Here is a 26,052-nt window from a genome sequence, read left to right as displayed (position 1 = left end):
GGGGAAGCCAGGCGTGGCCTGCGAACCGGAAGTCACGGAGGCGGCGGCGGGTTGCGGCGCCGCATCTGTTCCGGGCCGGCGCTTGTCCACATACGCGGATCCTCGCTTGGGAGTGTCAGAGGCGGCTGGGATACTGAATCAATGGCCAATAACCAGCACGCTGCAGTTCTTCCGTCCGCTTCCACCTTTCCGTCCGGCACGGTATCCGGTACCGCACCCGGCACGGAGCAGGGGGCGGTCTCTGCGACCCGGGGCCAGGCCCTCGAGGTGTTGCGGGGGCTGGTAGGGCACCCGGAAGCCGACTTCCACGACGGCCAGTTCGAGGCCATTGAGGCCCTGGTCGACGCCGGTCGCCGCGCTCTGGTGGTGCAGCGGACAGGCTGGGGGAAGTCCGCTGTCTACTTCGTGGCCTCGCTGCTGCTGAGGCGGCGCGGAGCGGGCCCCACGCTCATCGTGTCACCGCTGCTGGCGCTGATGCGGGACCAGGTGGCGGCCGCCGCCCGCGCCGGTGTCCGGGCCGTCGCCATCAACTCCGCCAACCAGCTCGAGTGGGACACCGTGCGCGAACAGCTGGCCGCGGACCAGGTGGACGTCCTGCTGGTGTCACCCGAACGGCTCACCAATCCCGCGTTCCGCGAAAACCAGCTGCCGGAGCTCATCCGCCGCACCGGGCTGCTGGTCATCGACGAGGCCCACTGCATTTCCGACTGGGGCCACGACTTCCGGCCGGACTACCGCCGCATCGCGGACCTCATCACGCAGCTGCCGGACACCGTTCCCGTGCTGGCCACCACCGCCACGGCCAACTCCCGCGTAGTGCACGACATCGAGGAGCAACTGGGAGACGGCGTGCTGACCATCCGCGGCGCCCTGGGCAGGGAGTCGCTGCGGCTCGGAGTGCTGACGCTGCCCGATTCGCGCGAGCGGCTCGGCTGGCTGCTGACGCACCTGGCGGACTTGCCGGGCAGCGGGATCATCTACACACTGACCGTGTCCGCGGCCGAGGACACTGCCCGGCTTCTCGCTGAGGCAGGCCATGAGGTGCTCGCCTACACGGGCCGCACCGACCCCGCGGACCGCGAACGGGCCGAGCAGCTCCTCAAGGACAACCAGGTGAAGGCGCTCGTCGCCACGTCGGCCCTGGGGATGGGCTTCGACAAGCCGGACCTCGGCTTTGTGGTGCACCTTGGAGCACCGTCCTCCCCGGTGGCCTACTACCAGCAGGTGGGCCGTGCCGGGCGTGGCGCCGCGAACGCCGACGTCCTGCTGCTTCCCGGCTCCGAGGACCGCGAGATCTGGCAGTACTTCGCCACCGCCTCCATGCCGTCGGAGGAGAAAGCCGCCGCCGTGCTGACCGCCCTGGCGGAGGCCGGGTCGGCAGTGTCGACGGTTGCGCTCGAGGCCCGGGTTGACCTTCGCCGGACGCCGCTGGAACTGCTGTTGAAGGTGCTCTCCGTGGACGGTGCCGTGGAACGCGTCGGCGGCGGCTGGCGGTCCACGGGTATGCCCTGGACCTACGACGCCGAACGGTACCGCCGCATCTCGGAAGCGCGCGTGGACGAGCAGGACTCCATGGTCATCTACCAGGACACCGCAGGGTGCCGGATGGAATACATCACGTCGGTGCTGGATGACGACACCGCCGCCGCCTGCGGCCGGTGCGACAACTGCGCGGGCCGGTGGTTCCCCGCGGACATCGCATCCGCGGCCACCGAGGCTGCGGGGCAGACGCTGAGCCGGGCAGGCATCGTGCTGGAACCTCGGCTTCAGTGGCCCAGCGGCATGGACCGGCTCGGAGTGCCGGTGAAGGGGAAAATCAAGCCCGACGAAAACCTCGCCGACGGCCGCGTCCTCGCCAGGCTCACGGACCTGGGCTGGGGCGGTGCGCTGCGGGAGCTCTTTGCTGCGGGAGCCCCGGACCGCACCGTTGACCCCGGCATGCTGCAGGCCTGCGTCCAGGTGCTGCGGGAATGGGGCGCCGGTGACTCCAGGGTTCCGGGCTGGAGCGGCGCGGGGCGTCCGGCGGCAATTGTCAGCATGCCGTCGCGCGGCAGGCCCGCACTTGTGGACTCGCTGGCCAGGGGCATCTCGGAGATCGGCCGCATCCCCTACATCGGGCAGCTTCAGCTGGAGCACGGCGGCCCCACGGGCGGCCGCGGCGGAAACAGCGCCTACCGCCTGGCCGGCGTCTGGGACCGCCTCGCGGTGGGCCAGGAACTCGGGTCCGCCCTCGCCGGTTTCGGCGGCCAGAGCGTGATGCTCATCGATGACCTCGTGGACAGCCGCTGGACTGTCACCGTGGCCGGCCGTGCCCTCAGGCGGGCCGGCGCCGGGGCGGTTCTGCCGCTGGCGCTGGCCCAGGCCGGCTGACCTCCGCACCGGCATTCCGGTGCAGCATGAGGCTGTCAACAGTGCTGAGCAGCATCAGCAGGGCGATGGACAGGAAAGCGCCCCGGTAGGCGGCCACCGCGCCGCCGTCCGTTGCGGCCCCCAGCACACCTCCCAGCACACTTCCCAGCCCGCTGGCCAGGACCGGAGCTGAGTCGAAAACGCGGAGCAGCAGCGCGCCGACGGCGATCCCGGTTCCGGTTGCGAGCTGGACCATCGTGGCCGAAACTGCGTTCGCCGACGTCAGCTGGCCGGGAAGGATGTCGGCGTACTGGACGGACGCGTAGGCGGAGAACCCGATGGAGCGGAACACCCCGCTGCACACCAGAAGCGCAAAAATCAGCGGTTCCGGGGTTCCCGCTGTGAGCAGCGCGCACAGCACAAAGGTCGCCGCCGAGGCAAGCGAGGCACAGACCAGCACCGGCTTGAATCCGAAGCGCCTGATCAGCGGGGTGGTGGCGGGTTTGATGCCGATGTTCCCGATGAAGACCGCCGCCACCATGATGCCCGCGTGCAGGGGGCTCCACCCGAAGCCTTCCTGGAACATCAGGGGAAGGAGGAAGGGGACGGCGCTGATGGTCAGCCGGTAGATGAAGCCGCCGGTATTTGTTGCCCGGAACGTCCGCGTGGCAAACACCGTCAGGTCGAACAGCGGGTTCGCTGCCCGCAGCATCCACACGGCAGCAGCGGCCAGGGCAAGGACCCCCGCCGCGATGCTGGGCCAGGTCCAGGGACCCTCCGGGTGGCTGCTGGCCAGTTCCAGCCCCACCACCAGCGCGCCCACCCCGGCGGTGGTGAGGGCCAAACCTGCCCAGTCCAGCCGGCGGTGCCGGTCGCCGGCCACGGGCGGAACGAGGCGCAGGGCGGCCAGGAAAGCGGCGGCGCCGAGCGGAAGGTTGATCAGGAAGATCCAGTGCCAGGACAGATAGGTTGTCAGCGCACCGCCCACCAGCGGCGCCAGCACCGGCGCCAGGAGCCCCGGCCACACGAGGTAGGCCGTGGCCCGCAGCAGCCCCGCCTTGGGCGTCCCGCGAAGCACCACGAGCGTGCCCACGGGGACCATCATTGCCCCGCCGATGCCTTGCAGGACGCGGCTCAGCGTCAGCACGGTCAGGTCCTGGCTCGCCGCGCAGAGCAGGGAAGCAACGGTGAAGACTGCAATGGCCAGGCAGAACACGCGCCGCGCGCCCAGCCGTTCGGCCAGCCAGCCGCTGAGCGGGATGCCCATGGCCACCGTCATCAGGTAGGCGGTCATGGTGATGTTCACGCTGGCGGCCGGCACGCCGAAGTCACCGGCGATGCTGGGGATCGCCGTGGTCAGCACCGTCCCGTCCAGGAATTCCATGAAGAACGTGGCAGCCACCAGCAAGGCGAGCCGCGGGTTCCACGGTTGGGCCGCCGTCGGCTCCTGCCCCTGGGCGCCTGATTCCCGGCTCATGAGCCCCCCTCCAGTTCCAGAACGGCCATGGCTGCGTTGTGGCCGCCGATTGCGCTGACGGCCCCGCCCCGGCGTGCACCGGAGCCGCACAGCAGAATGCGGTCATCGCCGGTGGCCACGCCCCAGCGGCGGGCCGGGGTGTCCAGCGGAGTCCCGTCGTCCACGAAGGGCCAGTCCAGGCCTCCGTGGAAGATGTTGCCGCGCGGCATGCCGACGGCCCGCTCGATGTCCAGTGTGGTCTTGGTTTCAATGCAGGGGCGCCCGTCCGGTGCCGTCATGAGGAGGTCCTCGATGGGCTCTGCGAGCACGGAGTTTAGGGAGCTGAGCACGGCCGCCTTGAGTTCGGCACGGCGCGCCTCGTTGTTCGCTTCGGTGATGAGGCGGTCCGGAACGTGGAGTCCGAACACGGTCAGGGTCTGGGCTCCGGCCGCCTGCAACTCCGGCGACAGGATGGTGGGGTCCGTCAGCGAGTGGCAGTAGATCTCGCACGGCAAGGGCCGGGGAACGGCTCCAGATTCCGCCGTCCGGTAGGCCCGGTCCAGCTGGTCCCACGTCTCGTTGATGTGGAAGGTGCCGCCGAAGGCCGCTTCCGGACTGACCGTCTGGTCCAGCAGCCGCGGGAGTCTCTTCAGCAGCAGGTTAACCTTGACCTGTGCCCCCTCGAGGGTGTGGTTGGGATTCAGGTCCTCCGGCCGGGAGGCTGCCCCGCCCGTCCTCAGCCGCGCCAGCACGGCGGGGGCAACGTTGGCGAGAATCCAGCTGGCCGCGGCCACGCGGTCCTCGCCCGCACAGGTGTAGGTGACGGTTCCCAAGGGGTCGACGCCCGTCACTTCCGCGCCGGTGAGAACCGTGGCTCCTGCTTCCCGGGCAGCCCGTTCCAGCTCGCCGGACACCGAACCCATGCCGCCGATCGGAACATCCCAGTCACCGGTGCCGCCGCCGATCAGGTGGTAAAGGAAGCAGATGTTCTGCTGCAGGTCTTCGCTGCCGGCTTGAGCGAATGTACCGATCAGGGCGTCAGTCAGCACCACCCCGCGCACCAGGCCGTGCTGCAGCGACGCGGCGATGGATTCGCCGATGGGCCGCTCCATCACCGCGTCCCACGCCTCGGTGGCCCCGGCGGCTTCCGCCAGCCGCCTCGCCTCCGACCTCGTCGGCAGCGGGGACAGCATGGTGGGCCACAGGGCCTCGGTAAGTTTGCGGCAGTTGCCGTAGAACGTGTCGAACGCCTCCGCCTCGCCGGCGGGCGCGCCAATGGCGGTGAAGGATGCGGTGGTGCCGCCGGCGTCGCCGTTGTCGATGAGAAGGCCGCGGCCCGGGTGCGACGGGTCAGGCGTGTAGGAGGAATACCGGCGGCGGGCCAGCCGGATGTTCAGGCCGAGGTCGTCGATGACCTGCCGCGGCAGGAGGCTGACCAAATATGAGTAGCGGGACAGGCGGGCGTCGACGCCGTCGAACGCCTGGGCGGAAACGGCGGCACCGCCGGCCTGGCCAAGCCTCTCCAGTACCAGCACCCGCTGGCCGGCCCTGGAAAGGTACCCCGCGGCCGCCAGTCCGTTGTGCCCGCCGCCGACGATGATCGCGTCGAATGCCTCGTTGCCTGTCATGCGATTATCCTGCCACCGGAAAGGCGAGGTCCGCGCCGACCGTCCGCGACGCGGACGGATGCACCGGGGGAACGCAAAAGGCCCCGGTCCGAGGACCGGGGCCAAACGCGGAGACGGGGGGATTTGAACCCCCGGTGGAGTTGTGCCCCACACTTCATTAGCAGTGAAGCCCATTCGGCCGCTCTGGCACGTCTCCAATTGCTATTACTAGCCAACCAAGGATACGCAGAACCGGCCATCCAGTGCAAAACGGCACCAAAACGTGCGGATCAGAACGCGCAGTAATCCCAGGGGGACTTAGCTGTCAGAGCGGCCGGCCAGGGACCGCCAGAGGAAGTGCTGGCTGCGGCTCTGGAGCGCGGCTGCCTGCCTGTTGTCCGAGGCACCGGCGTGCCCGCCCTCCAGGGCTTCGTGGAACCACACGTTGGGGATGCCCATGGCCAGCATGCGCGCCGCCATCTTGCGGGCCTGCACCGGGCCCACCCGGTCATCCGAGGTGGCCGTCCAGATGAAGGTTTCCGGATAGTCCACGCCGTCCTTGAGCAGGTGGTACGGCGAGAACGTCCTGATGAAATCCCAGTGCTCCGGAACATCCGGGTCGCCGTACTCGGCGATCCACGAGTGGCCGGCCGAGAGTTTCGTGTACCGGCGCATGTCCAGCAGCGGCACTCCGCACGAGACGGCGCCGAACAGTTCGGGGTAGCGCGTCAGCATGTTGCCCACGAGCAGCCCGCCGTTGGAGCCGCCCACGCAGCCGAGGCGCTCGCGGGAGGTGACGCCCCGGGAAATCAGGTGCCGGGCGACGGCGGCGAAGTCCTCGTAGGCCCGGTGGCGCTTTTCCCGCAGCGCGGCCCGGTGCCACGACGGGCCGTATTCTCCGCCGCCGCGGATGTTGGCCACGACGTAGACGCCGCCGCGGCTGTGGGCCGGGTGTCCGTCCGCATCGCCGCCGGTGCCTGCGGCCCCGCCCGTGCGCCGCTCGAGCCAGGCCCGTCCGATGGCGCCGCTGTAGGCCGGGGTCCGGGAGACCTCGAAGCCGCCATAGCCGGAGAGCTGGGTGGGGTTCTGCCCATCGAGCACCAGGCCGCGTGCCGCGACCTGGAAGTACGGCACTTTCGTGCCGTCCTCGGACACCGCGAAATGCTGCTGCACCTCGTAGTCGGCCTCGTTGAAGAACGACGGCGACGACTTGACTACCGCATGGCTGCTCGCCACGCCTGCTGCGGGAGCTCCGCCCGTGGGACCTTCGGAGGCGCCGCCGGCAGGCTGGCGCGTCAGCCTGCCCCGAGTCAGCGTGCTGGGCGTTGTGAAGCCGGTGGCCACGAGCCAGAAGTCGTCGCCGGCCCCGGCCGGTCCGGCGGAGTGCCTGCCGCCGTCGGAATCGCCGCCGGCCTCATCTTCGTCGTCCACGGCAAAGGCGTTGACGTCGTGCAGCGGCGGGCAGGCGTCGAGCAGGGTGGACGCCCAGGCGCCGTCGCCCGAACCGTCCCCGGAACCGGGCCGTGAAGGATCCAGCACCCGGATTTCCGAAGAGACGTCCCGCAGCAGGTTCAGCAGCAGGAAGTTCCGCGTCCAGCTCCAGGACTGCAGGGAGGTGTGTTCGTCCGGGGTGAAGAGAACCGTCAGCGCGCGCTCGCCGGCGAGGAAGCCCTCAAAGTCCGCGGCCAGGAGCGAGCCGGCCGGATAGCTGGTGCCGTCCACGGTCCACTCGGCCTGGGGGCGGAAGAGCAGCCAGTCCCGGTGCGCGCTGAGGTTGACATCCGTGGGCACATCCACCGGCACCCAGGAGCCGTCCCGCAGCACCGACGTGCTCCGGTTGAAGAAATCGATCCAGTCCACGGCGAACGTCCGTTCAAACCCGGGCGTGGAGTCGTGGGCCACGATCGCCATCATGTGGTCCTCGGGGATCTCGAAGATCCGGGGCGCATCGGCCAGCCGCTGGCCCCGGCGCAGCTTCACGCCGGTGCGTGCGTAGGAGGACGCCGTTCGGGGCAGGTCTTCGGCGGTGCTGGCGACCAGCAGCGTGTCCGCATCCAGCCACGAGGCGTTGCCCTTCGCCGTCGGCAGGTCAAAGCCGCCGGCGGCGGCGTCCACGAAACTGAGGGACTCGACGTCGAACTCGCGGTGGCGGTTGGCGTCGCCGCCGTCGGGGGAGAGCGCCACGAGGGCACGCCGGTAGGGCTGGCCGGGTTCCGGCCGGAGGAAGTTCGCTCCGTGGAACACCCATTCCTCGCCCTCGGCGGCGGCGAGCGCGTCAACGTCGAGCAGCACCTCCCATTCGGGGGCGTCGCTGCAGTAGCTTTCCCAGGTGGTCCGGCGCCACAGCCCCTTCGGATTCTGCCCGTCCTTCCAGAAGTTGTAGTACCAGTCGCCGCGCTTGTTCACCATGGCAATCTTGTCCGTGGAATCGAGCACCTCAAGGATCTCCCCTTCGAGGCGCGCGTAGTCCGCGTCCTCGAGCAGATCCTCGGTGCGGGCATTCTGTTCACGGACCCAGGCCAGCTGCTGCTCACCGTAGATGTCCTCAAGCCAGATGTTTTCGTCGGTGGGCTCCGGCGCGGTTCCGGGAGGAACGGCGCCGGACGCGGGGGCGGAATCAGCTGCGGTGGTGGTCATCGCCCCATCCAAACAACATCCCGGCTCAGCTAGCAAGTCACATGCCGATACTCTGGATGCCGTGGTCACCTCGCAAAGCATCCGAACGGCACTGATAGGCGCCGGTCCCAGGGGTGCCAGCGTGCTGGAGCGGCTGCTCGCCAACTGGGCCGCCGCAGGACCGTCCGGATCTGACCCGGACCCGTCGTCGGCCCCGGACGCCGCGGCCGCGGCCCGCCTGCACATCGACGTGATCGATCCCTACCCGGCAGGCCCGGGGCACGTCTGGCAGCCCGGCCAGTCGCGGCTGTACCTGATGAACACCCAGTCCTTCTACCCCACCCTCATTCCGGAGGACCCAAACCTCGCCGCCCCGGTTGCCGGCAGCACGTTCGACCGCTGGCGGGCCGGCCAGCAGCAGGACCCCCTCCCTTCGCTGACCGACGACGAGCGCGCGGAACTCGCCGTGCTGGGGTCCCGCGATTTCCCCAGCCGCGCGCTGTACGGGCGCTACCTGCGCTCCACGTTCGAGGAGCTGCTGGCCGCACTGCCCGACGGCGTCACCGTCGCCGTCCACGAAACGTCGGCCACCGCCGTGCGCCCCGCGCCGGACGGAACGTTCGACGTCGTCCTGGCCGGCGGCGGGACGCTCGCCGCGGACTCGGTGGTGCTCGCACTGGGCCACCTGGCATCCCGCCTCAGCCCCGAGCAGCGCCAGCTGCAGGCGGCGGCCGCCCAGCTGGGCCTCCGCTACCTTCCCCCTGCCGTCCCGGCCGACGTCGACTGGTCTGTCATCCCCGCGCAGGAGCCGGTCCTGGTCCGCGGGATGGGGCTGAACTTCTTCGACGTCATGGGCCAGCTCACGGAGGGCCGCGGCGGGAAGTTCGTGGACGCCGGCGACAGCCTGGAGTACCTGCCGTCGGGCCAGGAACCGCTGATCATCGCGGCGTCCCGGCGCGGAACCCCGTACCGGTCCAAGGCCACGCTTGACGGCTACTATCCGGCCTCGGTCACGCTCAGGTACTGCACGGAGAGCGCCCTGAAGCGGTTTGCGTCGGCGGGAATCGTGCCGGCCTTTGACCACGACCTCTGGCCCCTCCTGCACCGGGACGCGCTCTGGGCCTACTACTCCACGCTGGTGCGCTCGCAGCCAGGCGCGGTGCCGGACCCCGCGAAGTTCCTGTCGGAGCTGGATGAGGCCCTGCACCCGCACGCGCACAGCATGGGCAGGTGGGAAGAGGCGTCCAACGCCGTCATTGCGGGGCATGTCCGCCCCGCCAGCAGGCTGGACCTGCGCAGCCTCGCGGCGCCGCTGGCCGGCCGGTCCTTCGGTTCCCGGGCGGAGCTGGACGCCGCCGTCGTCGACTATCTGCTCGACGACGCCCGCCGTTCAGCCCTGGGAGAGGACGACCCCGTCAAGATGGCCATCGGCGCGCTGCACCACGGACGCGCCGTGCTGAAATCAGTGGTGGCCGACGGCGGCATCACCGACGAGTCGTGGGTCGCCGGGCTGCGTGGCTGGTTTGAGTCGTTCGTGGAAGGCCTTGCCAGCGGACCGCCGGCACTGCGCGCCGAGCAGCTGGCGGCGCTCGCCCGCGCCGGCGTGGTCAGCTTCGTCGGACCGGATCCCAAGTTCGGGCTGGACCGGAGCAGGGGCGTCTTCACCGCCGCTTCGCCGTGGGTCCACGACGACGCCGCCGAGGCGCGGACCATGGTCGAGGCCCTGGCGCCGGCCAACCGGGTGGCCGTTAACGAGTCGCCGCTCCTGGAACAGCTGCTGGCGGACGGCCTGGTGCGCCCGCGGACCATGATGACCGTCGAAGGCACGCCGGTGCAGTCCTCGGGGCTGGACGTCAGCCCGCATCCCTACCGTCCCGTGGCCGCCAACGGCGAAGTTGCCGAACGGCTCTTCGTGCTGGGCCTGCAGCTCTCGGCCACGCAGTGGGGAACGGCCATCGCCGCCGAAGCCGTCCAGCAGGCCGGCCCGGTCTACGCGAGCGGCCAGCGCACCCTGCGCGACGCCGACGAGATCACCCGCGCCATCCTCGGCGGCTGACCCCGACACTCCCTCAGGTCCGGCCGGCGGCGACCTGAACCGCGGCCTTGACCACTGTCCCCGACTCTGCCGCGGTGAGCGTCAGCGTGGCCGCCCCGGCGGCGGCCTTGACGGGCACCGCGAGGTGCACTGTGGCAGCCCCGCTGGCCACGGGAACCGTGCCCAGCGGGGTGGACGTGCCCGCAGCGTCCGTGAACACAGCAGCCAGTGACCTGTTGGCGGGGCTGCCCAGCGAGGCCAGGTCCAGCCTGGAGACTTCGAGCGTCATGGCGTCGCCGCCCTTGACCGCCGCCGCCGTTGTGTTGGCCACGGACACGGTGCGCCGGGCAAAGTCAGGGGCCACCGGAGTGTGGTCCTTCAGGTACTTGATCCAGGCGTCGCGGTCCACGAGGCCCGAGTCATCGGTGCCGGTGCCGTCCTTGAAGATCCGGAAGTTGTCGCCGCCGGTGGCCAGGAAGCTGAACGTGCCGATCCGGTAGGCCTTGGCCGGATCAACCGGTTCCCCGTTCACCCGGATCCCGGTGATGCGGTCTCCCGCGGCGCGGCCGGCGTCGTAGGTGTAGTTGACGTTCCTGGACAGGCCCAGCTGCTGGTACGCGCGGCTGGGGACGCTGCCGTCGGCGTTGGTCTGCCACTGCTGTTCCAGGAGCGTCTTGACCTGTGCCCCGCTGAGGGATGTGGTCCACAGGTTGTTCACGAACGGCAGGACGGAATTGGCCTCGGCGTACGTGATCGTCCCGTCGGGTGCGAAGTACAGCTCGTTGCGCAGGCCGCCGGGATTGACGACGCCGATTTCGGCGCCGCCCAGTTCCGGCGGCTGGAGCGCGCCCACGAGGGAGTCCGCCACGAGGTTGCCCAGGGTGGACTCGCCGGCGCGGTCGTCCCGCTTCGCGGGAGTCACGTCGGTGGCGGGCGTGAAGGCGGTGGTGATATCGGCGGTGACCCCGCCCACCGGCTGGTTTCCGATTTCCGCGGCCTCGGCGAGAGCCTTCCTGACGATCGCGTCGACGGCTGCGACCCTCGGGTAGGCCGCCACCAGATCCGCGGAGGCATCCGTGGTGCGTTTGATGTTGCCCGCCTTGTGGCCGGTGACAGCTTTGGTCCTGGCGTCCACGGTCAGCTGGATCTGGCCGATGTTCTCGCCGTAGCTGCCGGTCTGCACAATGGGTCGGGTCTTGCCCTCGATCCCCGGAACCGGTGCGTCCCAGGCGTACTCCTTGTGCGTGTGGCCGTTGAAGATCGCGTCCACGTCGGCGGACGTTTCGGTGATCAGCTTGGCGAAGGGGCCGCCCGCTGCGGCCTCCTGCTCCAAAGTGGCGCCTTCCGGTGTTCCGGACCCGGCGCCGCCGTGGTTTTCCACGACGATCACGTCGGCCAGGTGCTCCGCCTTGATCCTGGCCGCGGCGCGGTTGACGGCGTCGACGGGATCGCCGAACTCAAGCTCCGTGATCCCGGCGGGAGGGACCAGGGACGGCACTTCCTGGGTCACGGTGCCGATGACGGCTACCTTGATGCCGCTCATCTCGAGGACCGTGAATTCCGGCAGCACGGGCTCCGGGGTGCCCTTCCTGTAGACGTTGGCGCCGAGGTAGGGGAACCGGGCGTTGCCGCCCCCGGCGGCGACGCGGTCGCGCAAGTCCGCCCAGCCGCCGTCGAACTCGTGGTTGCCCACCGCCGAGGCCTTCAGCTCCAGCGTGTTCAGGACGTCGATGGTGGGCTGGTCCCCGGCGACGGAGGATGCGAACAGCGAGGCCCCGATGTTGTCCCCCGCGGAGAGGAAGGCGGTGGCCCCCGGCGCTGCTGCCCGCAGCTTCTCGATGGTTCCGGCAAACAGCACCGTGTTGGTGTCGATGCGGCCGTGGAAGTCGTTGATGCCCAGGAAGTTCAGCTCCACGGTGGCGGGCGTGACCGGTGCGGGCGGCAGGTCCAGGCCCGCCACGGGATCATGGTCGCGCGCCCCGTACTGGTCCGGCGCATAGTCGTTGGTCACCTTGTTGTTTATACCTGCTGCAGTCCAGCGACCCCTGCATTCCAGGGGCGCGGACTTCACACCCGCCTCCGGGCAGCACAAAGAATAACGGCCGGTAGCTTCCAGGGAAGCTACCGGCCGTTATTTGTTCGGTGAAATTAGTTAATGCCGGACGGGCTCACGCGCCCGTGGCCTGGGCCTCAGCGCCCTGTCCGGTGTCCTGGACGATCTTGAACATGGCGCCGGTGGGATCTGCCAGGGTGGCCAGCCGTCCGAAGGGCGTATCGTCCGGTCCGTCGACGAGGGCTGCGCCCATGCCAACGGCCTTCTCGATGGACGCGTCGGCGTTTTCCACGGCGAAGTAGACCTGCCAGTTGGACGGGACCTCGGCGGGGAGATAGCCCGACGCGTCCATGATGCCGGCCTTCGCCTCCCGGCCGGCGCCCAAGGTGGTGTAGCGGAACTCGGGCGTGTCACTCATGACGTCGGTGTCCCACCCGAAGACGTCCTCATAGAACTTCACCGCAGTTGCATAGTCCTTGGTGTGAAGCTCGTGCCAGGCAGGCGCGCCGGGTTCGGCGACAAGCTCGTAGCCGCGCATTTCACGGGGCTGCCAGACGCCGATCGCAGCCCCCGAAGCATCCCCGAAGAACGCCATGTGGCCCTGTTCGGGAACATCCATGGGCTCCATGTAGACCTGCCCGCCGTTGGCCTTGACTGCGGCGGCCGTGGCGGCGGCGTCATCAGTGCGCAGGTAGGTGGACCACATGTCCGGCATCCCCGCCTGGTCTTCCTGCTTCTGCATGATTCCCGCAACGGACTTACCGTTCTTGGCAGCGGTGATGTAGCCGCCGTATTTTTCCTGGTCCCCGGTCTGGAAGTCCCAGCCGAACAGTTCGCCGTAGAACCGCTTGGCTTGGTCGGGGTCCGAGGTCATGAGGTCAATCCAGCATGGTGCGCCGGGCGTGATGTCTGGTGTAGGCATGATCAGCTCCTGGTGTGGTGTGCGGAACGTGTCCGCACTTCATGGCGTTCATGGAGACAGGATCGAGACTATGCCGGGGGTGTGACAGTTTCAATGGTTAGGGCGTCAGCGCTGGTCCGAATACGACGTTGCGGGTTCCCGGTCGTCGTCCGCCTCGACCCACTCAATGAAGTCTTTCAGGGACATGCACCAGTAGTAGTCCGAGTACCTCAGGCTCTGCTTGTCGGCCTTGCTCATAACGGCGAAACTCCCCCAAATCGCTGCGGATGCGGACGCTCTTTCCCGCTTTCGAAGGAAGGAGCAATGCTGATTCCAGTGAACGCCCCCGGCAGGGGTCTGCGCATGCGTGGTGCGTACTCGATTTCTGCGAAGGCGGTACTCGGTCTACCTGCTTTTGGGCCCGCCGCCTGCGGGTCTACTTGCCCACGCAGAAGGGGTCTACTTGCCCACGCAGAAGGGCCGGCCGAACCAACCTTTCGATTGGCCCAACCGGCCCTACTTTGTGCTCTGACTGCACTGCGCGGAAGGTAAGAGATTCGAACTCTTGGTACGGGGTTACCGCACACTGGTTTTCAAGACCAGCTCCTTCGGCCGCTCGGACAACCTTCCCTAACTAGTAGTGTTTCATAGGCAGTTGGCTGCAACAAAAACCGGAGTGTGGCGGTTGCTGCCGGTGCACACTATTTTTGGGCAGTAATCAGCTAGGAAATCGGGAGTTCTCCATGAAAGCCGTCTACATCTCGGAACCGGGCGGGCCCGAAAAGCTGGAAGTCCGCGACGTGCCCGCCCCTGTTCCGGGCGAGGGCGAGGTCCTGATCGACGTCGTGGCCGCGGGCCTGAACCGCGCCGACGTGCAGCAGCGGAAGGGCTACTACCCGCCGCCACCCGGCGCCTCGGAAATTCCAGGCCTGGAAGTCTCTGGCCGCATCGCCGGATTCGGTCCGGGAGTCACCAAGCCGTTTTCCATCGGAGACAAGGTGGTGGCGTTGCTGGCGGGCGGCGGCTATGCGCAGCAGGTCGCGGTCCGCTCGGAGCAGGTGGTGAGGATTCCCGACGGCGTTGACCTGGTTACCGCGGCGGCCCTCCCGGAGGTTTCCGCGACCGTGTACTCGAACCTCATCATGACCGCACAGCTGCAGGCCGGCGAGACCGTCCTGATCCACGGCGCCACCGGCGGCATCGGCACCATGGCCATCCAGTTCGCAAAGGCAATCGGCGCAACTGTTGCCACCACGGCCGGTACCGAGGAGAAAGTCAGCACGGCCAAGGCCTTCCTTGGGGCCGATATCGCCATCAACTATGCCCAGGAGAATTTCGCGGAAAGCCTCCGGGCCCAGAACGGCGGCAAAGGCGCGGATGTGATCCTGGATGTCGTTGGCGCCAAATACCTCCAGCAGAACATCGATGCCCTTGCGGACTACGGCCGCCTCATCGTCATCGGGCTGCAGGGCGGAGCCAAGGGCGAGCTGGACCTGGGGCAGTTGCTCCGGAAACGCGCGGCGGTCGTCGCCACAGCGCTGAGGCCCAGGCCGGTCGAAGAGAAGGGCGTCATCATGACGGCTGTCCGGGATGCCATCTGGCCCCTCATCGCGGAAGGGCGGATCCACCCCCTCGTGGCAAAGACGTTTCCGCTGCACCAGGTCCGCGCAGCCCATGAGTACTTCGACTCCGGCGAGCACGTGGGCAAGATCCTGCTGGTCATGTAGCCGGCACCCGCCCCGTCCCAGCGGGCGGAACCAGACCCATGCATACCCGGTATTGCCATGTCCGGGCAGTGCCGCTAGGCTCGGCCTATACGCGGTATGCACTGGTCTTGGGGGCTTGTGCATACCGCGGCCTTCCTAGCCAAGGAGCAACATGTCCATCCGCCACAGCCTCCTCGCCCTGCTGCAGGACCAGCCGCGTTACGGCTACCAGCTCAGGGTCGAATTCGAGGACCGCACCGGGTCCACCTGGCCGCTGAACATCGGGCAGGTCTACACCACCCTGGACCGCCTCGAACGCGACGGCCTGGTCAGTAACGACGGCGGCGACGGCGAAGGCCATGTGGTCTACAGCATTACGGCCGCCGGCAAGGCCGAGGTCCAGGGCTGGTTCGCCACGCCGGTGGAGCGGAGCAATCCGCCGCGGAACGAGCTCGCCATCAAACTGGCGCTCGCCGTCACGCTGCCCGGCGTGGACGTGGCCGCCATCATTCAGGCGCAACGCGTGGCTTCCATGCGGGCACTGCAGGACTGCACGAAGTCGCGGCGGGATACGGCCGCCAGCCACCGCCCGGGCGACACCGCCTGGCTGCTGGTGCTGGATTCGCTGATTTTCCAGACCGAGGCGGAGGTCCGCTGGCTGGATCTCTGCGAAGCCCGCATGGTGCAGCTCTCCCAGACGGCAGGCACGCAGGGCGCGGTACGCAAAACATCCAACGGGGTCACAGTGGAAGAGGCCGCCCCGCTCAACGCGGAGACACGGCGTTGAGCGTCCAGGGGCCGCGGCAGGTCCTGGAGCTCGCCAAGGTGAGCAGAACTTTCGGCCGGGGCGCGACGGCGGTTGCCGCCCTGCGCGAGGTCGACCTCACCGTCAGCGCTGGCGAGTTCGTGGCGGTGATGGGACCGTCCGGGTCCGGCAAGTCGTCCCTGCTTTCGCTGGCCGGCGGACTGGACCGTCCGACGTCGGGCGGTGTCTTTGTGGAATCCACCCCGCTGGCAGGGCTAGGACTCAACGAACTCGCGCGGCTGCGCCGCCGCGCAGTGGGGTATGTCTTCCAGGACTTCAACCTGATCCCCATCTTGTCCGCGGCGGAAAACGTCGCCCTGCCGCTGGAACTGGACGGCGTGCAGGCCAGGAAGGCCCACCGCCAGGCCCTGGACGCCCTGCGGCTGGTGGGCATCCCTGAACTCGCCGACCGGTTCATGGACGAGATGTCCGGCGGGCAGCAGCAGCGCGTGGCCATCGCGCGGGCCATCGTGGGGGACCGGAGGCTGATCCTCGCAGACGAGCCCACCGGCGCCCTGGATTCAACTACCGGCCACGGCGTGATGGAGGTGCTTCGGGAAAGGGCCGACGCCGGCGCTGCCGTCATGCTCGTCACTCACGAGGCCCGGCATGCAGCCTGGGCGGACCGGGTGGTGTTCATCCGCGACGGCCGGATCGTGGACGAGGCGGCGGCGATGCACGATCCAGCGATGCTGCTGGCTCGAACCGGCCTCTGACATGGCGATCGACGTCAGGCCGGCACCAGGCGGGCGCCGGCACAGTTTCCGCGTCGCCTTGCGGATGGCACGCAGGGATATCAGCAGGCACAGGGGCCGTTCGCTCCTGATCGTCCTGCTGATCATGGTGCCGGTCGCCGGCATGTCCGGGGCCGCGACGCTCGTGCAGAGCATGCAGGAGACACCCGCCGAACGCATCCAGCACCAGCTGGGGGACACCCAGGCGAGGTTCCGGAACATGCACGCCTACAACGCGGACATGGTCCAGGACCCCGTCGTGGAAACAGCCACAGGGTCGCGGAACTACGCGCCGGACCCCGACTTCGTCCCGCTGGACCCCAAGGATGCCATCCCGCCCGGATACAGGGTCCTCACGGAGTCGCAACTGACGCTAAGGGTCACAGTGGGTGCGGCCGAAGTCCCGCTCATGGCCAAAGCGGTGGACGCCCTGGACCCCGCCTTCACGGGCAAGTACACACTCCTGGACGGCCGCGCACCCGCCGCATCCGACGAAGTCCTCGTGTCCCGCGGCCTGCTGGAGCGGTTCAGCCTCCGGCTGGGGGACAGGCTGACGACGTCGGAGGGCACCTTCACCGCCGTCGGAAAGTTGCGTGACGCCACCTATTCGGACGGCAACGCCATCCTCTTCCTCAAACCCGGCCAGCAGAAAGTCCAGGAGGAGGCAACCGCCCGAGGGCCCGCCCCGGAGACCATCTACTACCTCGTTGGGCGGGACCAGGTGACCTGGGACCAGATCCGGGAACTGAACAGGGTGGGCGTCGCTGTCCTTTCCCGAAGCGTGGCGCTCAGCCCGCCGCCCCGGAATGAAGCGGGCGATGCCCCGGGCACAGGCTACGACTCCCAGCTTTGGGGCGGTTATCTTGCCGGCGGCCTGATCGGGGCGCTCGCCCTGCTGGAAGTGGGGCTCCTGGCCGGGGCGGCCTTTGCCGTGGGCGCCAAACGGCAGGTCCGCGAACTTGCTCTCCTCGCCGCGACCGGCGCCGAGGCACCCACCGTTCGGGCCGTGGTGACAGCCGGCGGCCTGTGGCTCGGCACCGTTGCCGTTGCCTCCGGTGCCCTGCTGGGAGCCTTGGCAGCGGCAGCCGTCGTCGCCGTCGGACGCCATCTCGGTTCGGTGCGGTTTCCCGGCTTCCATCCGGACGTGCTGCTGATTGCGGCGGCCATGGGCATGGGCCTCCTCGCCTGCCTTCTTGCTGCGGCCGTGCCTGCGGGCCAGGTCGCCAGGCAGGCCGTGCTGGGCGCGCTGAAGTCCGGCCGTGCGCCGTCGGCGGCGCAGCCCTGGCCGGCCAGGATTGGTGTCCTCCTGCTGGTCGTGGCGGTGGCTGCGCTCGCGGCGGGTACGGGCCTGGGCCTGGTTGGGGGTGACCCCGATGTTCTTGCGTCCCGGACACCGCTCGTGGCCGGGCTGCTGATCGGGGGCGCCGTCCTGACCGCGGCCGCCCTGGTGCTCCTCACGGGAGGCGTCGTCGCGCTGCTGACGGCCCGCAGCGGGTGGCTTCCGTTGCCCGCCCGCTTGGCGGCCAGGGACGCGGCACGCAACCGCAGCCGCACCGTCCCAGCCGTGGCCGCCATCGTTGCCGCCGCCACCTTGGCCATCGCCGTAATGGTGGTGGCGGCCAGCCAGTTTGAGAACGCACGGAAGACGCACCCCTGGTCGGCGCGGGCGAACCAGGCGGCCCTGCCGCTTGCTGAGACCGGTCCCCTGCTGGCAGACGGGGCGGTGGCACCCGCCAGGGTCGTTGATCCGGCCGCGGTCACCGGTGCGCTTGAGCGTGCGCTGGGTACGGTGGAGTGGACGCGGGTGTTGGCGTCACCGGTGGCCCGGAACTGCAATATGCGGGCCGGGGCCGTCGCTTCCTCCCGTCCCGGTGACGGCAACTGCCTCCAGTACAAGCTGGGCGTGCCTTCGGGCAATGAATGCCCCACCACCCAGCGGGGACTGGTCCTGGACGCAGGCGACTGGCGATGCCAGGGATCGATGCTTCCTCTGGGCATCAGCGGCCAGATCCCTCAGCTGATCGTGGGCGGTGCGGAAGAGCTCGAGGCCCTGCTGGGCAGAAAGCCCGGCAGGGAGGCCCTGGAAGCGCTGGCCGGCGGCGGCGTGGTGGTGAGCAACCCGGTCTTCGTCAAGGACGGTCAAACGCTCCTGCAGGCCTATGACCTCCGGCAGGCTGTGACCCGTCCTGACCATCGCGCCGACTTCGAGGTGGTCAGCGATGAGAGCCTGCCGGCGGTGGTGGAAAGCCCGGAGGTGCCGGTGCCCTACTACGGCGTCATCTCAGCCGAAGCCGCCTCCCGCCTGGGTATCAAAGTGGAGCCGGCCGTGCTGCTGATCCAGCTCTCCGGGTATCCCGCCGTAGCGGAGCTGGACAAGGCCTCGGCCGCGCTCGCCGGAATCTATGAGACCCAGCCCGCCGCCCTTCATGTTGAGGCGGGTGCCGACCGCGACAGTACGTCCCTGCTCTGGCTGCTCGTCGGCTTGAGCGCCCTCATAACGCTGAGCGCCGCCGGGATCACCGCCGGGCTGGCCCTCGCGGATGCCCGCAGCGACCACATGACCCTCGCCGGCGTCGGGGCGCCGCCGCGGCTCCGGAAGTCCATGGCCGGTGCACAGTCCCTGATGACGGCTGTGCTGGGAACGTCCCTTGGACTTGTGGCGGGAGTGGTGCCTGCCGTCCTGGTCATGGCGGCCACCCGGACTCTTGCAGCCCCGGTGGTCCCTTGGCTGCAGTTGCTCGCACTGCTCGTGGCCGTGCCGCTGAGCGGAGGGGGCCTGGCATGGCTCTTTACGCGTGCCCGCCTGCCGATGTCCCGACGCTTGGGCACGTAGCGCCGGCGGCTTTCAGGACTGACGCCGTGACGTCGAGCGGCCGCAGCAAACCCCCGTTCACCGCCTCGGCTGCACCGCTCGGCGCTACGTCCGGCGGCACGTTGCAATTGTGCGTATCGATTGTTGGCACCCGTTGGTAGGGTGCGCTTTAGGGGGTTGTCACATTTTTTAATCTCAAGGAGGAGACATGAGCAGCATGCCTGGCGGCAGGGCTCGGACGACGGACGAGGATCTGGAACTGACGCCGGATCCATCGCTGCCGCCGACCGCCGTGGACGAGGCCGTCCGCGAAGCGGAAGAGAGCAGGTGGACGCCCACGAAGATTGCGATCTGGGCGGCGATAGCGCTGCTGGGGGGCGTGGCCTGGTTCATGGTCGCGATCATCCGGGGTGAAACGGTCAACGCGATCTGGTTCGTGTTTGCCTCCGTCTGCACGTACCTCATTGGCTACCGCTTCTACTCGAAGGTGATCGAACGCTACATCACCAGGCCCAACGACCGCCGCGCCACTCCGGCCGAATACAAGGCCGACGGCAAGGATTATGTCCGCACGGACCGCAACGTCCTGTTCGGCCACCACTTTGCCGCCATCGCAGGCGCCGGCCCGCTGGTGGGGCCCGTCATCGCGGCCCAGATGGGCTACCTGCCCGGCACTATCTGGATCATCATCGGCGTCGTACTGGCCGGTGCCGTCCAGGACTACCTGGTCCTGTTCTTCTCCATGCGGCGCGGCGGCCGCTCGCTGGGCCAGATGGCCCGTGAGGAACTCGGCGTCATCGGCGGAACCGCCGCCCTCGTCGCCACCCTGCTGATCATGGTGATCATTGTGGCCATCCTCGCGCTCGTCGTGGTGAACGCGCTGGCCGAAAGCCCGTGGGGCGTCTTTTCCGTCGGCATGACCATTCCGATCGCGCTCTTCATGGGCGTGTACCTGCGCTTCATCCGGCCCGGCAAGGTCTTGGAAGTTTCCCTGATCGGCTTCGTCCTGCTCATGGCCGCCATCATCGGCGGCGGCGCTGTGGCCGGCACCGAGTGGGGCGCGGCCTTCTTCCACCTGGACAAGGTCACCATCGCCTGGGGCCTGATCGTGTACGGCTTCATCGCCGCTATCCTTCCGGTCTGGCTGCTGCTGGCGCCTCGTGACTACCTCTCCACGTTCATGAAGATCGGCGTGATTGTCATGCTGGCGCTGGCCATCATCGTGGTCCGCCCCGAAATCACCGTTCCGGCCTTCAGCGAGTTTGCCAGCAGGGAGAACGGTCCGGTGTTCCCCGGGGCGCTGTTCCCGTTCCTGTTCGTCACGATTGCCTGCGGCGCGCTGTCCGGCTTCCACGCCCTGATCTCTTCCGGCACCACGCCGAAGCTGATCGAAAAGGAACGCCAGACCCGCCTCATCGGCTACGGCGGCATGCTGATGGAATCGTTTGTCGCCATCATGGCCCTCGTGGCGGCCATCTCCATCGACCGCGGGCTGTACTTCGCCATGAACTCGCCGGCTGCCCTGACCGGCGGCACGGTGGAAACCGCCGCCACCTGGGTGAATAGCCTGGGGCTTGCCGGTGTGAACATCACCCCGGACCTCCTGTCGCAGACAGCTGCCAACGTCGGCGAGCAAAGCATTGTGTCCCGCACCGGCGGCGCCCCCACACTGGCCGTGGGGCTCGCCCACATCATGCAGCAGTTCATCGGCGGCACGGCCATGATGGCGTTCTGGTACCACTTCGCCATCATGTTTGAGGCCTTGTTCATCCTGACCGCCGTGGACGCCGGCACCCGCGTGGCCCGTTTTATGCTCCAGGACTCCATCGGCAACTTCATCCCCAAGTTCAAGGAACACTCCTGGCGGCCGGGAGCCTGGCTCTGCACGGCTGTCATGGTCGGGGCCTGGGGTGCGGTGCTGCTGATGGGTGTTACGGACCCGCTGGGCGGCATCAATACGCTCTTCCCGCTGTTCGGCATCGCCAACCAGCTGCTCGCCGCCATCGCCCTGTCCGTCTGCCTGGCCATCGCAGCCAAGCGGGGCTCAATCAAGTACCTCTGGATTGTGGCCCTGCCGCTGGCGTTCGCGGCCGTTGTGACCATCACCGCGAGCTTCCAGAAGATCTTCTCGCCTGTCCCTGCCGTGGGCTACTTCGCCAACAATGCGGCCTTCTCCAAGGCCCTGGCGGACGGCAAGACGGAATTCGGAACCGCCAAGACTGTGGCCGCTATGGAGGCAGTGGTGCGCAACACCATGATCCAGGGCTGGCTGTCGGTGATCTTCGTGGTGCTGAGCATCATCGTCATCATCACGGGTTTGATCGCCACGGTGAAGGCGTTCCGCAACGAGGCTGCCGGCGTTGCCCATGCTGACCACGAAGACACGCCCGTGGCGTCCAGGGGCTACGCCCCGGCAGGGTTGATTCCCACTCCGGCCGAGCGGGAGCTCATGGCCGAATGGAACAAGCTACCCGCCGAGCTGCGGCTCGAAAGGTCCGGCCACCACTGATGCGGAGACAGCCATGAACACGATAGTCGAAGGGTTCCGGGGCTTTGCCCGGTACCTCGGTGGCGTGATGGGCGCAGACGCCTACCAGAAATACCTGGAGCACCACGCCGCCTCCGGTCACCGGGCGCCGCCCATGACCGAGCGGGAATTCTGGCGGGATAGGACGGATCGCCAGGACAGCAACCCGCAGGGCAGGTGCTGCTGACATTGGCAGCTGTGCCCGCCGGGGTCTTGATCCGGCGGATCGGACCGAAGGACGCCGGGGCGCTGAACGCGCTTGCGGAACGTGACAACCACTTCGACGAGGATCCCGCCACGGAGCCGTCGGGCGCTTTGACGCCCGACGGCGCCCGGGACTTCCTGGCGGACCCCTCGGTGCTCTTTTGGCTGGCCGAGGCGGGCGGTCAGGTGGTCGGATTCCTGCATTGCTACGTCCAGCGCCGCCGGAGTTCCGGCCCCTGGGCGGAACTGCTGCTGATGGAGATGGGGACCCATGCGGACTGGCGCCGGCGGGGGATCGGGCGGGCCATGGTGGCGGCGATGGAAGTGTGGATGAAGGAGAGCGCGGTGGCGGAAGTGTGGGTTCCGGCCAACACCTACGCCGTTGGTTTTTACCGCAAATGCGGTTTCGTTGCCGATGAAGGCGCAATCCTGGTCAAGGAGCTTCATTGACTGGACTCCGCATTCCGGGCTCGTGAGAGTATGAACGCATGAGCGATCCGAAAGCCACTCAACCCCTTGCGGCCGACCATGCCGGTGCCGCGCCGCAGGGCGGGTTCCAGCCAGGCGACGACGTGCCCGTGGAGGGAACAACCCTTGACGGGGATGCCGTCCCGGAGGATGGCCACACGCCTTCGGAGCCTGCCAAACTCAAGAGAACAAGCCTGCAGGACCTGGTGGATGAGCCCGCCAAAGTGATGCGGATCGGCACAATGATCCGGCAGTTGCTGGAAGAGGTAAAGGCGGCGCCTCTGGACGACGCCGCGCGGGGCCGGCTGGTGGAGATCCACGAGCGCTCCATCAAGGAACTAGAGGACGGCCTGGCGCCTGAGCTCGTGGCGGAGCTGGAACGGATCAGCCTGCCCTTCCCCGACAACGCGACTCCGTCGGACGCCGAGCTCCGGATAGCCCAGGCACAGCTGGTCGGCTGGCTGGAAGGCCTGTTCCACGGCATCCAAACGGCCATTGCAGCCCAGCACGCAGCCCGGGAGCAAGCCATGGCCCAGATGCAGCTGCGGCAGCTTCCGCCGGGGACTGTCATTGCACCCGGCGTCGTGATCGGCGAGCACGGCGAGCCGCAGCGTGCCAAGGCTCCGCAGCCCGGGGCCGACACCGCTCAACCGGGTCGGAAGGAAGACTCCGATCACGGCCCCGGTCAGTACTTGTAGGTCTTCTTTGGGATTTTTCACGGCCGCCAGGCAAGGGCGGAAAGATGACGCCGAACTTGGCAGGGGCTTGTGGCGTCGCGCCCACGACCGCTTCCACCGCGGCCTGGACCGCTACCACCAGGTGTTGGAAGGCGTCGAGGACGAACAGCTCTACGTGGAGCTCGTCGAGGTGGCCAACCAGCTGGCAGAACTGTCCGGCCGGGTACGCAGTGTATGCGTCGAGGCGCAGCGGCGCTCGCCAAGCGACGGGCTTGATATTCCGCACGCGCTGTCCGGCGTACACCGCGCACTGTCGAAGGCGGGGAACTCGCTGGCCGCCACTGCGGAGGCAGCAGCGATGCTCCGCCTCGCCGTCGGTCCCGTTCCCGTGGGTGCCGCGTCCGTGCGGCGCCGTGCCGAAACCGTCTTCGAGCAGGTGGCTGACGCCGAGCGCCTCCTGGCCGGATCCTGACTCCGGGCCCGTGGTATTCCCCGGCCCGCGGGATTAAGCGCCTAGCTTAGCCTCGCTGCACGGGCTGCGCCCGGGTGCCGGTTGTTGGCAGGATGGGCAGATGACTTCTTCACCAACCCTGACATTTAATGACGGCAAGACCATTCCCCAGCTCGGCTACGGCGTGTGGCAGGTTGAAGACGACATCGCCGAAAAGGTTGTCTTCCAGGCCTTCCAGGCGGGCTTCCGCCATATCGACACGGCCAAGATCTACGGCAACGAGTCCGGCGTTGGCCGGGCCATTGCGAGCTCCGGGCTGTCGCCCGAGGAAATCTTCATCACCACCAAACTCTGGAACTCGGACCAAGGCTACGAATCGACCCTCGCGGCGTTTGAGGAATCCATGGAGCGCCTCGGCCTGGAATCCCTCGACCTGTACCTGATCCACTGGCTGCAGCCGAAGCAGGACAAGTACGTGGACACCTGGAAGGCACTGATCGAGCTTCAGAAGCGCGGCAGGGTCAAGTCCATCGGTGTCTCAAACTTCACCATCGAAGGTCTCCAGCACATCATCGACGAGACCGGAGTGGTACCGGCCATCAACCAGGTGGAGCTGCATCCGTTCTTCAACCAGGCCGAGCTCCGGGCGTTCCATGCGTCCAAGGGCATTTTGACCCAGGCCTGGTCGCCCCTGGGCCAGGGCGGCGAGCTCCTCGAGGACGCCACCGTCGCAAGCATCGCTGACAAGCACGGTGCCACGCCGGCACAGGTGGTTATCGCCTGGCACCTGGCGGTCGGGAACGTGGTCATCCCGAAGTCCGTCACGGAGGCCCGGATCCGCGAGAACTTTGAGGCCCTGAACGTCACGCTGGACGCCGAGGACGTCGAGGCGATCAACGGCCTGGACCGCACCGCAGAAGGCGCCGGCCGGATCGGCCCGGACCCCGCGGTCTCTGACTTCGCGTAGGGAGTCAGGGATTGCTGGCCCCGTCCCCGCTGTTGATCGGTCCCCGCTGATCAACAGCGGGGACGGGGCCACAGTCAGTTAAGCTGCCAGCCGGTCCTGCGCCGTTTCCACGGCGTCAACTACTGCCCAACCGTCCTCGCCGGAAATGCTGCGGCTGGCAAACCGCTCTGCCTCCGCAGCGGTGTCAAAGACCTCGGTCCTGGCCCGCCCGCAGTCGGCATCGAAATACGTTACGTGGAATTCCTGATTCATTTCCATGACTCCATGGTGCAACCGGGGTCTGACATTATTCGTGCTTCAGTCCGGTGTGTTGCGCAGCCGGAGCACCCGCTCCTTGGCCAGCATGGCTGACCGCTGGCTCTTCTCCGCTGCCCTGGCCGACTGCTTTGCCTCCGCGGCAGCCACGTCCCGTTCCTTCCGCGCCGCTTCCAGCGAGACCTCCAGCGTCTGCAGCCGTTTCCGGGCCTCAGTCATCGCGGCCGTCAGCCGCTCGAAAGCCGCAGACGCCTCCTCCTGGGCCTCCGCGCGCAACTCCGCTTCGCGGGCAGCTTCCGCAGCGGCCATTTCGGCCCCGGCGAGGGCTGCCAGCGCTTTGTCCAGCACCGACGGCGACGGCGGGCGGGGCGTCTGGCGCACGGCCTGAAGGCGCGGTTTTTCCGGGGCGCCAGTCTGACCGGATGCGTGCGGCTGCGCCGGACGGCCGCCCGTCGATGCCTGTCCAGCAGCTGTGCGTGCCGTCCGAGGCATGACCGGCCGTGTGCCGAGGGCGGAAGGAACCGCAACTGCACCGCTTAGATCAACCTGGTCCACGCCGTCGGCGGACAGTCCCCGCAGCAGCATCCCGCTCTGCACCGCGGCGGCCGCCGCTGGGTCGGCGGTGGCCGCACGGAGGGTCTCTTCCACCTCCGTGGCCACAGGTCCGCTGATTTTCCGGCCGTGCCCCTCAGCTGCAAGCCGGGCGGCGGCCACCGCCTCGCCAAGCAGCTTCCGCCGCTCGCGTGCCAGCTCACGCAGGGCGGCGGCGTCGAGCGACGCCTGTGCGTCCTGCATCGTCCGGCCGAGGTCGCTGAGCTGCTGCACAGCCTCGGGCCGGTGGTGAGCCAGCATGTTGACTGCCCAGGCCGCAACGGAGGGCTTGGGAAGCTCCCGGATCGCTTGGGAAAGCGGGCGGTCGGAAGGGGCAGCGTCCTTCGCGGCGGCGGTCCGGGCGGGCACGAACTCGTCGAAAGGAAGCGCGTACAGTCGCCGTGCGACGTCTTCCAGAACCTCCACCATGCCAGCCATCATAGGGCCGCCTGCGGCATGTCAGGACGAGCGGACGTTTTGGCGCGGCATCGGGCCGGGCCGGCGGTGGTCAATGCGCCAGTTTGCCGCCTCCCCGGGTCCGGTGCCACCGGTCGGTCATGTGCCGGTACGCTCTCAGAAGGCTCCTGTACAGCCCGACGGCCAGGGCGTTCATGAAGAGGATCATCAATTGCACCGCGCCTGCCACGAGCAGGAGGAGGGCAAACATGATGATAGCGGGCAGGAACATGAGTAAAACGGCAATAATTGCCGCGATATAGGCGAGGGCATAGCCGACGATCGTCGCCTGATCCACTGGAATCCGATCAACAGCCAGGTGAGTGGCTTCTGGTGCTGCTGTCTCCCTCTGCAGCTTTGGGTGATGCGGTCTCCGGAAGGT

Annotated in this window: 20 protein-coding genes, 2 tRNA genes and 1 pseudogene; 12 read left to right on the top strand and 11 right to left on the bottom strand. The window is 68.2% G+C overall.

Annotation, left to right across the window (positions count from 1 at the left end):
- Positions 1–141 precede the first annotated feature (141 nt).
- Positions 142–2,370 (top strand): RecQ family ATP-dependent DNA helicase, encoded by a 2,229-nt coding sequence (locus ASG92_RS17315; protein ID WP_056630899.1) that lies wholly within the window; start codon positions 142–144, stop codon positions 2,368–2,370.
- Here the strand turns inward: ASG92_RS17315 and ASG92_RS17310 are convergent.
- The 4 genes from ASG92_RS17310 to ASG92_RS17295 form a co-directional block, all read right to left on the bottom strand.
- Positions 2,315–3,826 carry an MFS transporter gene (locus ASG92_RS17310; protein WP_056630896.1) on the bottom strand — a complete coding sequence of 504 codons (1,512 nt, stop codon included), beginning with the start codon at positions 3,824–3,826 and terminating at the stop codon, positions 2,315–2,317. The genes ASG92_RS17315 and ASG92_RS17310 overlap by 56 nt on opposite strands.
- Entirely contained in the window at positions 3,823–5,433 is a 1,611-nt protein-coding gene (locus ASG92_RS17305; protein ID WP_056630895.1) for an NAD(P)/FAD-dependent oxidoreductase, read from the bottom strand. Before ASG92_RS17305 ends, ASG92_RS17310 begins: the two co-directional genes overlap by 4 nt.
- Before the next feature lie 108 nt (positions 5,434–5,541).
- Positions 5,542–5,629 (bottom strand) — tRNA-Ser (locus tag ASG92_RS17300).
- A gap of 101 nt (positions 5,630–5,730) precedes the next feature.
- Positions 5,731–8,049 carry a prolyl oligopeptidase family serine peptidase gene (locus ASG92_RS17295; protein ID WP_056630892.1) on the bottom strand — a complete coding sequence of 773 codons (2,319 nt, stop codon included), beginning with the start codon at positions 8,047–8,049 and terminating at the stop codon, positions 5,731–5,733.
- Positions 8,050–8,110: 61 nt separating this feature from the next.
- On the opposite strand from ASG92_RS17295, the gene ASG92_RS17290 reads away from it, so the two are divergent.
- Positions 8,111–10,084 (top strand): FAD/NAD(P)-binding protein, encoded by a 1,974-nt coding sequence (locus tag ASG92_RS17290; RefSeq protein WP_056630889.1) that lies wholly within the window; start codon positions 8,111–8,113, stop codon positions 10,082–10,084.
- A 28-nt stretch (positions 10,085–10,112) separates the two neighbouring features.
- Here the strand turns inward: ASG92_RS17290 and ASG92_RS17285 are convergent.
- From ASG92_RS17285 to ASG92_RS17275, 4 genes and pseudogenes are all read right to left on the bottom strand, one after another.
- Positions 10,113–12,083, bottom strand: a pseudogene (locus ASG92_RS17285) (5'-nucleotidase C-terminal domain-containing protein); the annotation flags it as partial.
- A 148-nt stretch (positions 12,084–12,231) separates the two neighbouring features.
- A complete protein-coding gene (locus tag ASG92_RS17280) occupies positions 12,232–13,038 on the bottom strand; it encodes a VOC family protein (protein ID WP_056630886.1) in 807 nt (268 codons plus the stop codon).
- Positions 13,039–13,143: 105 nt separating this feature from the next.
- On the bottom strand, positions 13,144–13,275 hold the full coding sequence (locus ASG92_RS30325) for a hypothetical protein (protein WP_277309652.1): 132 nt from the start codon (positions 13,273–13,275) through the stop codon (positions 13,144–13,146).
- A gap of 284 nt (positions 13,276–13,559) precedes the next feature.
- Positions 13,560–13,647 (bottom strand) — tRNA-Ser (locus ASG92_RS17275).
- 113 nt (positions 13,648–13,760) lie between these two features.
- Here ASG92_RS17275 and ASG92_RS17270 point away from each other — a divergent pair.
- From ASG92_RS17270 to ASG92_RS17225, 10 genes are all read left to right on the top strand, one after another.
- A complete protein-coding gene (locus tag ASG92_RS17270; protein WP_056630883.1) occupies positions 13,761–14,744 on the top strand; it encodes an NAD(P)H-quinone oxidoreductase in 984 nt (327 codons plus the stop codon).
- A gap of 151 nt (positions 14,745–14,895) precedes the next feature.
- Positions 14,896–15,510 carry a PadR family transcriptional regulator gene (locus tag ASG92_RS17265; RefSeq protein WP_056630880.1) on the top strand — a complete coding sequence of 205 codons (615 nt, stop codon included), beginning with the start codon at positions 14,896–14,898 and terminating at the stop codon, positions 15,508–15,510.
- On the top strand, positions 15,507–16,244 hold the full coding sequence (locus ASG92_RS17260; RefSeq protein ID WP_056630876.1) for an ABC transporter ATP-binding protein: 738 nt from the start codon (positions 15,507–15,509) through the stop codon (positions 16,242–16,244). The genes ASG92_RS17265 and ASG92_RS17260 overlap by 4 nt, the downstream gene beginning before the upstream one ends.
- A 64-nt stretch (positions 16,245–16,308) precedes the next feature.
- A complete protein-coding gene (locus ASG92_RS17255) occupies positions 16,309–19,095 on the top strand; it encodes an FtsX-like permease family protein (protein ID WP_240987180.1) in 2,787 nt (928 codons plus the stop codon).
- A gap of 187 nt (positions 19,096–19,282) precedes the next feature.
- Positions 19,283–21,583 carry a carbon starvation CstA family protein gene (locus ASG92_RS17250; RefSeq protein WP_056630869.1) on the top strand — a complete coding sequence of 767 codons (2,301 nt, stop codon included), beginning with the start codon at positions 19,283–19,285 and terminating at the stop codon, positions 21,581–21,583.
- A gap of 13 nt (positions 21,584–21,596) precedes the next feature.
- A complete protein-coding gene (locus tag ASG92_RS17245) occupies positions 21,597–21,788 on the top strand; it encodes a YbdD/YjiX family protein (RefSeq protein ID WP_056630865.1) in 192 nt (63 codons plus the stop codon).
- Positions 21,789–21,799: 11 nt separating this feature from the next.
- Positions 21,800–22,255 (top strand): GNAT family N-acetyltransferase, encoded by a 456-nt coding sequence (locus ASG92_RS17240; protein WP_240987207.1) that lies wholly within the window; start codon positions 21,800–21,802, stop codon positions 22,253–22,255.
- Positions 22,256–22,293: 38 nt separating this feature from the next.
- Positions 22,294–22,971, top strand: a complete 678-nt coding sequence (locus ASG92_RS17235) for a bacterial proteasome activator family protein (RefSeq protein ID WP_082579578.1) — start codon at positions 22,294–22,296, stop codon at positions 22,969–22,971.
- 7 nt (positions 22,972–22,978) lie between these two features.
- Entirely contained in the window at positions 22,979–23,422 is a 444-nt protein-coding gene (locus ASG92_RS17230) for a hypothetical protein (protein WP_056630858.1), read from the top strand.
- A gap of 100 nt (positions 23,423–23,522) precedes the next feature.
- Positions 23,523–24,368, top strand: coding sequence for an aldo/keto reductase (locus ASG92_RS17225; protein ID WP_056630855.1), 846 nt, complete (start codon positions 23,523–23,525; stop codon positions 24,366–24,368).
- A gap of 78 nt (positions 24,369–24,446) precedes the next feature.
- On the opposite strand, the gene ASG92_RS17220 is transcribed toward ASG92_RS17225, so the two are convergent.
- From ASG92_RS17220 to ASG92_RS17210, 3 genes are all read right to left on the bottom strand, one after another.
- Positions 24,447–24,626, bottom strand: a complete 180-nt coding sequence (locus tag ASG92_RS17220) for a hypothetical protein (RefSeq protein ID WP_056630852.1) — start codon at positions 24,624–24,626, stop codon at positions 24,447–24,449.
- A gap of 39 nt (positions 24,627–24,665) precedes the next feature.
- A complete protein-coding gene (locus ASG92_RS17215) occupies positions 24,666–25,643 on the bottom strand; it encodes a hypothetical protein (protein WP_240987179.1) in 978 nt (325 codons plus the stop codon).
- A gap of 79 nt (positions 25,644–25,722) precedes the next feature.
- The gene (locus ASG92_RS17210) at positions 25,723–25,968 is read right to left on the bottom strand and encodes a hypothetical protein (protein ID WP_056630846.1); all 246 of its coding nucleotides are present in this window, start codon (positions 25,966–25,968) and stop codon (positions 25,723–25,725) included.
- Positions 25,969–26,052 lie beyond the last annotated feature (84 nt).

Source organism: Arthrobacter sp. Soil736 (assembly GCF_001428005.1).
Lineage (GTDB): Bacteria > Actinomycetota > Actinomycetes > Actinomycetales > Micrococcaceae > Arthrobacter.
The sequence above is the reverse complement of the archived record's forward strand: the minus strand, read 5'-3'. Positions and strand labels throughout refer to the sequence as shown.

Bases quoted from the DNA above. Each gene is read 5' to 3' on its own strand.
- ASG92_RS17315 (WP_056630899.1), top strand. From the start codon at position 142: ATGGCCAATAACCAGCACGCTGCAGTTCTTCCGTCCGCTTCCACCTTT.
- ASG92_RS17310 (WP_056630896.1), bottom strand. From the start codon at position 3,826: ATGAGCCGGGAATCAGGCGCCCAGGGGCAGGAGCCGACGGCGGCCCAA.
- ASG92_RS17305 (WP_056630895.1), bottom strand. From the start codon at position 5,433: ATGACAGGCAACGAGGCATTCGACGCGATCATCGTCGGCGGCGGGCAC.
- ASG92_RS17295 (WP_056630892.1), bottom strand. From the start codon at position 8,049: ATGACCACCACCGCAGCTGATTCCGCCCCCGCGTCCGGCGCCGTTCCT.
- ASG92_RS17280 (WP_056630886.1), bottom strand. From the start codon at position 13,038: ATGCCTACACCAGACATCACGCCCGGCGCACCATGCTGGATTGACCTC.
- ASG92_RS30325 (WP_277309652.1), bottom strand. From the start codon at position 13,275: ATGAGCAAGGCCGACAAGCAGAGCCTGAGGTACTCGGACTACTACTGG.
- ASG92_RS17270 (WP_056630883.1), top strand. From the start codon at position 13,761: ATGAAAGCCGTCTACATCTCGGAACCGGGCGGGCCCGAAAAGCTGGAA.
- ASG92_RS17265 (WP_056630880.1), top strand. From the start codon at position 14,896: ATGTCCATCCGCCACAGCCTCCTCGCCCTGCTGCAGGACCAGCCGCGT.
- ASG92_RS17255 (WP_240987180.1), top strand. From the start codon at position 16,309: ATGGCACGCAGGGATATCAGCAGGCACAGGGGCCGTTCGCTCCTGATC.
- ASG92_RS17250 (WP_056630869.1), top strand. From the start codon at position 19,283: ATGAGCAGCATGCCTGGCGGCAGGGCTCGGACGACGGACGAGGATCTG.
- ASG92_RS17245 (WP_056630865.1), top strand. From the start codon at position 21,597: ATGAACACGATAGTCGAAGGGTTCCGGGGCTTTGCCCGGTACCTCGGT.
- ASG92_RS17235 (WP_082579578.1), top strand. From the start codon at position 22,294: ATGAGCGATCCGAAAGCCACTCAACCCCTTGCGGCCGACCATGCCGGT.
- ASG92_RS17225 (WP_056630855.1), top strand. From the start codon at position 23,523: ATGACTTCTTCACCAACCCTGACATTTAATGACGGCAAGACCATTCCC.
- ASG92_RS17220 (WP_056630852.1), bottom strand. From the start codon at position 24,626: ATGGAAATGAATCAGGAATTCCACGTAACGTATTTCGATGCCGACTGC.
- ASG92_RS17215 (WP_240987179.1), bottom strand. From the start codon at position 25,643: ATGGTGGAGGTTCTGGAAGACGTCGCACGGCGACTGTACGCGCTTCCT.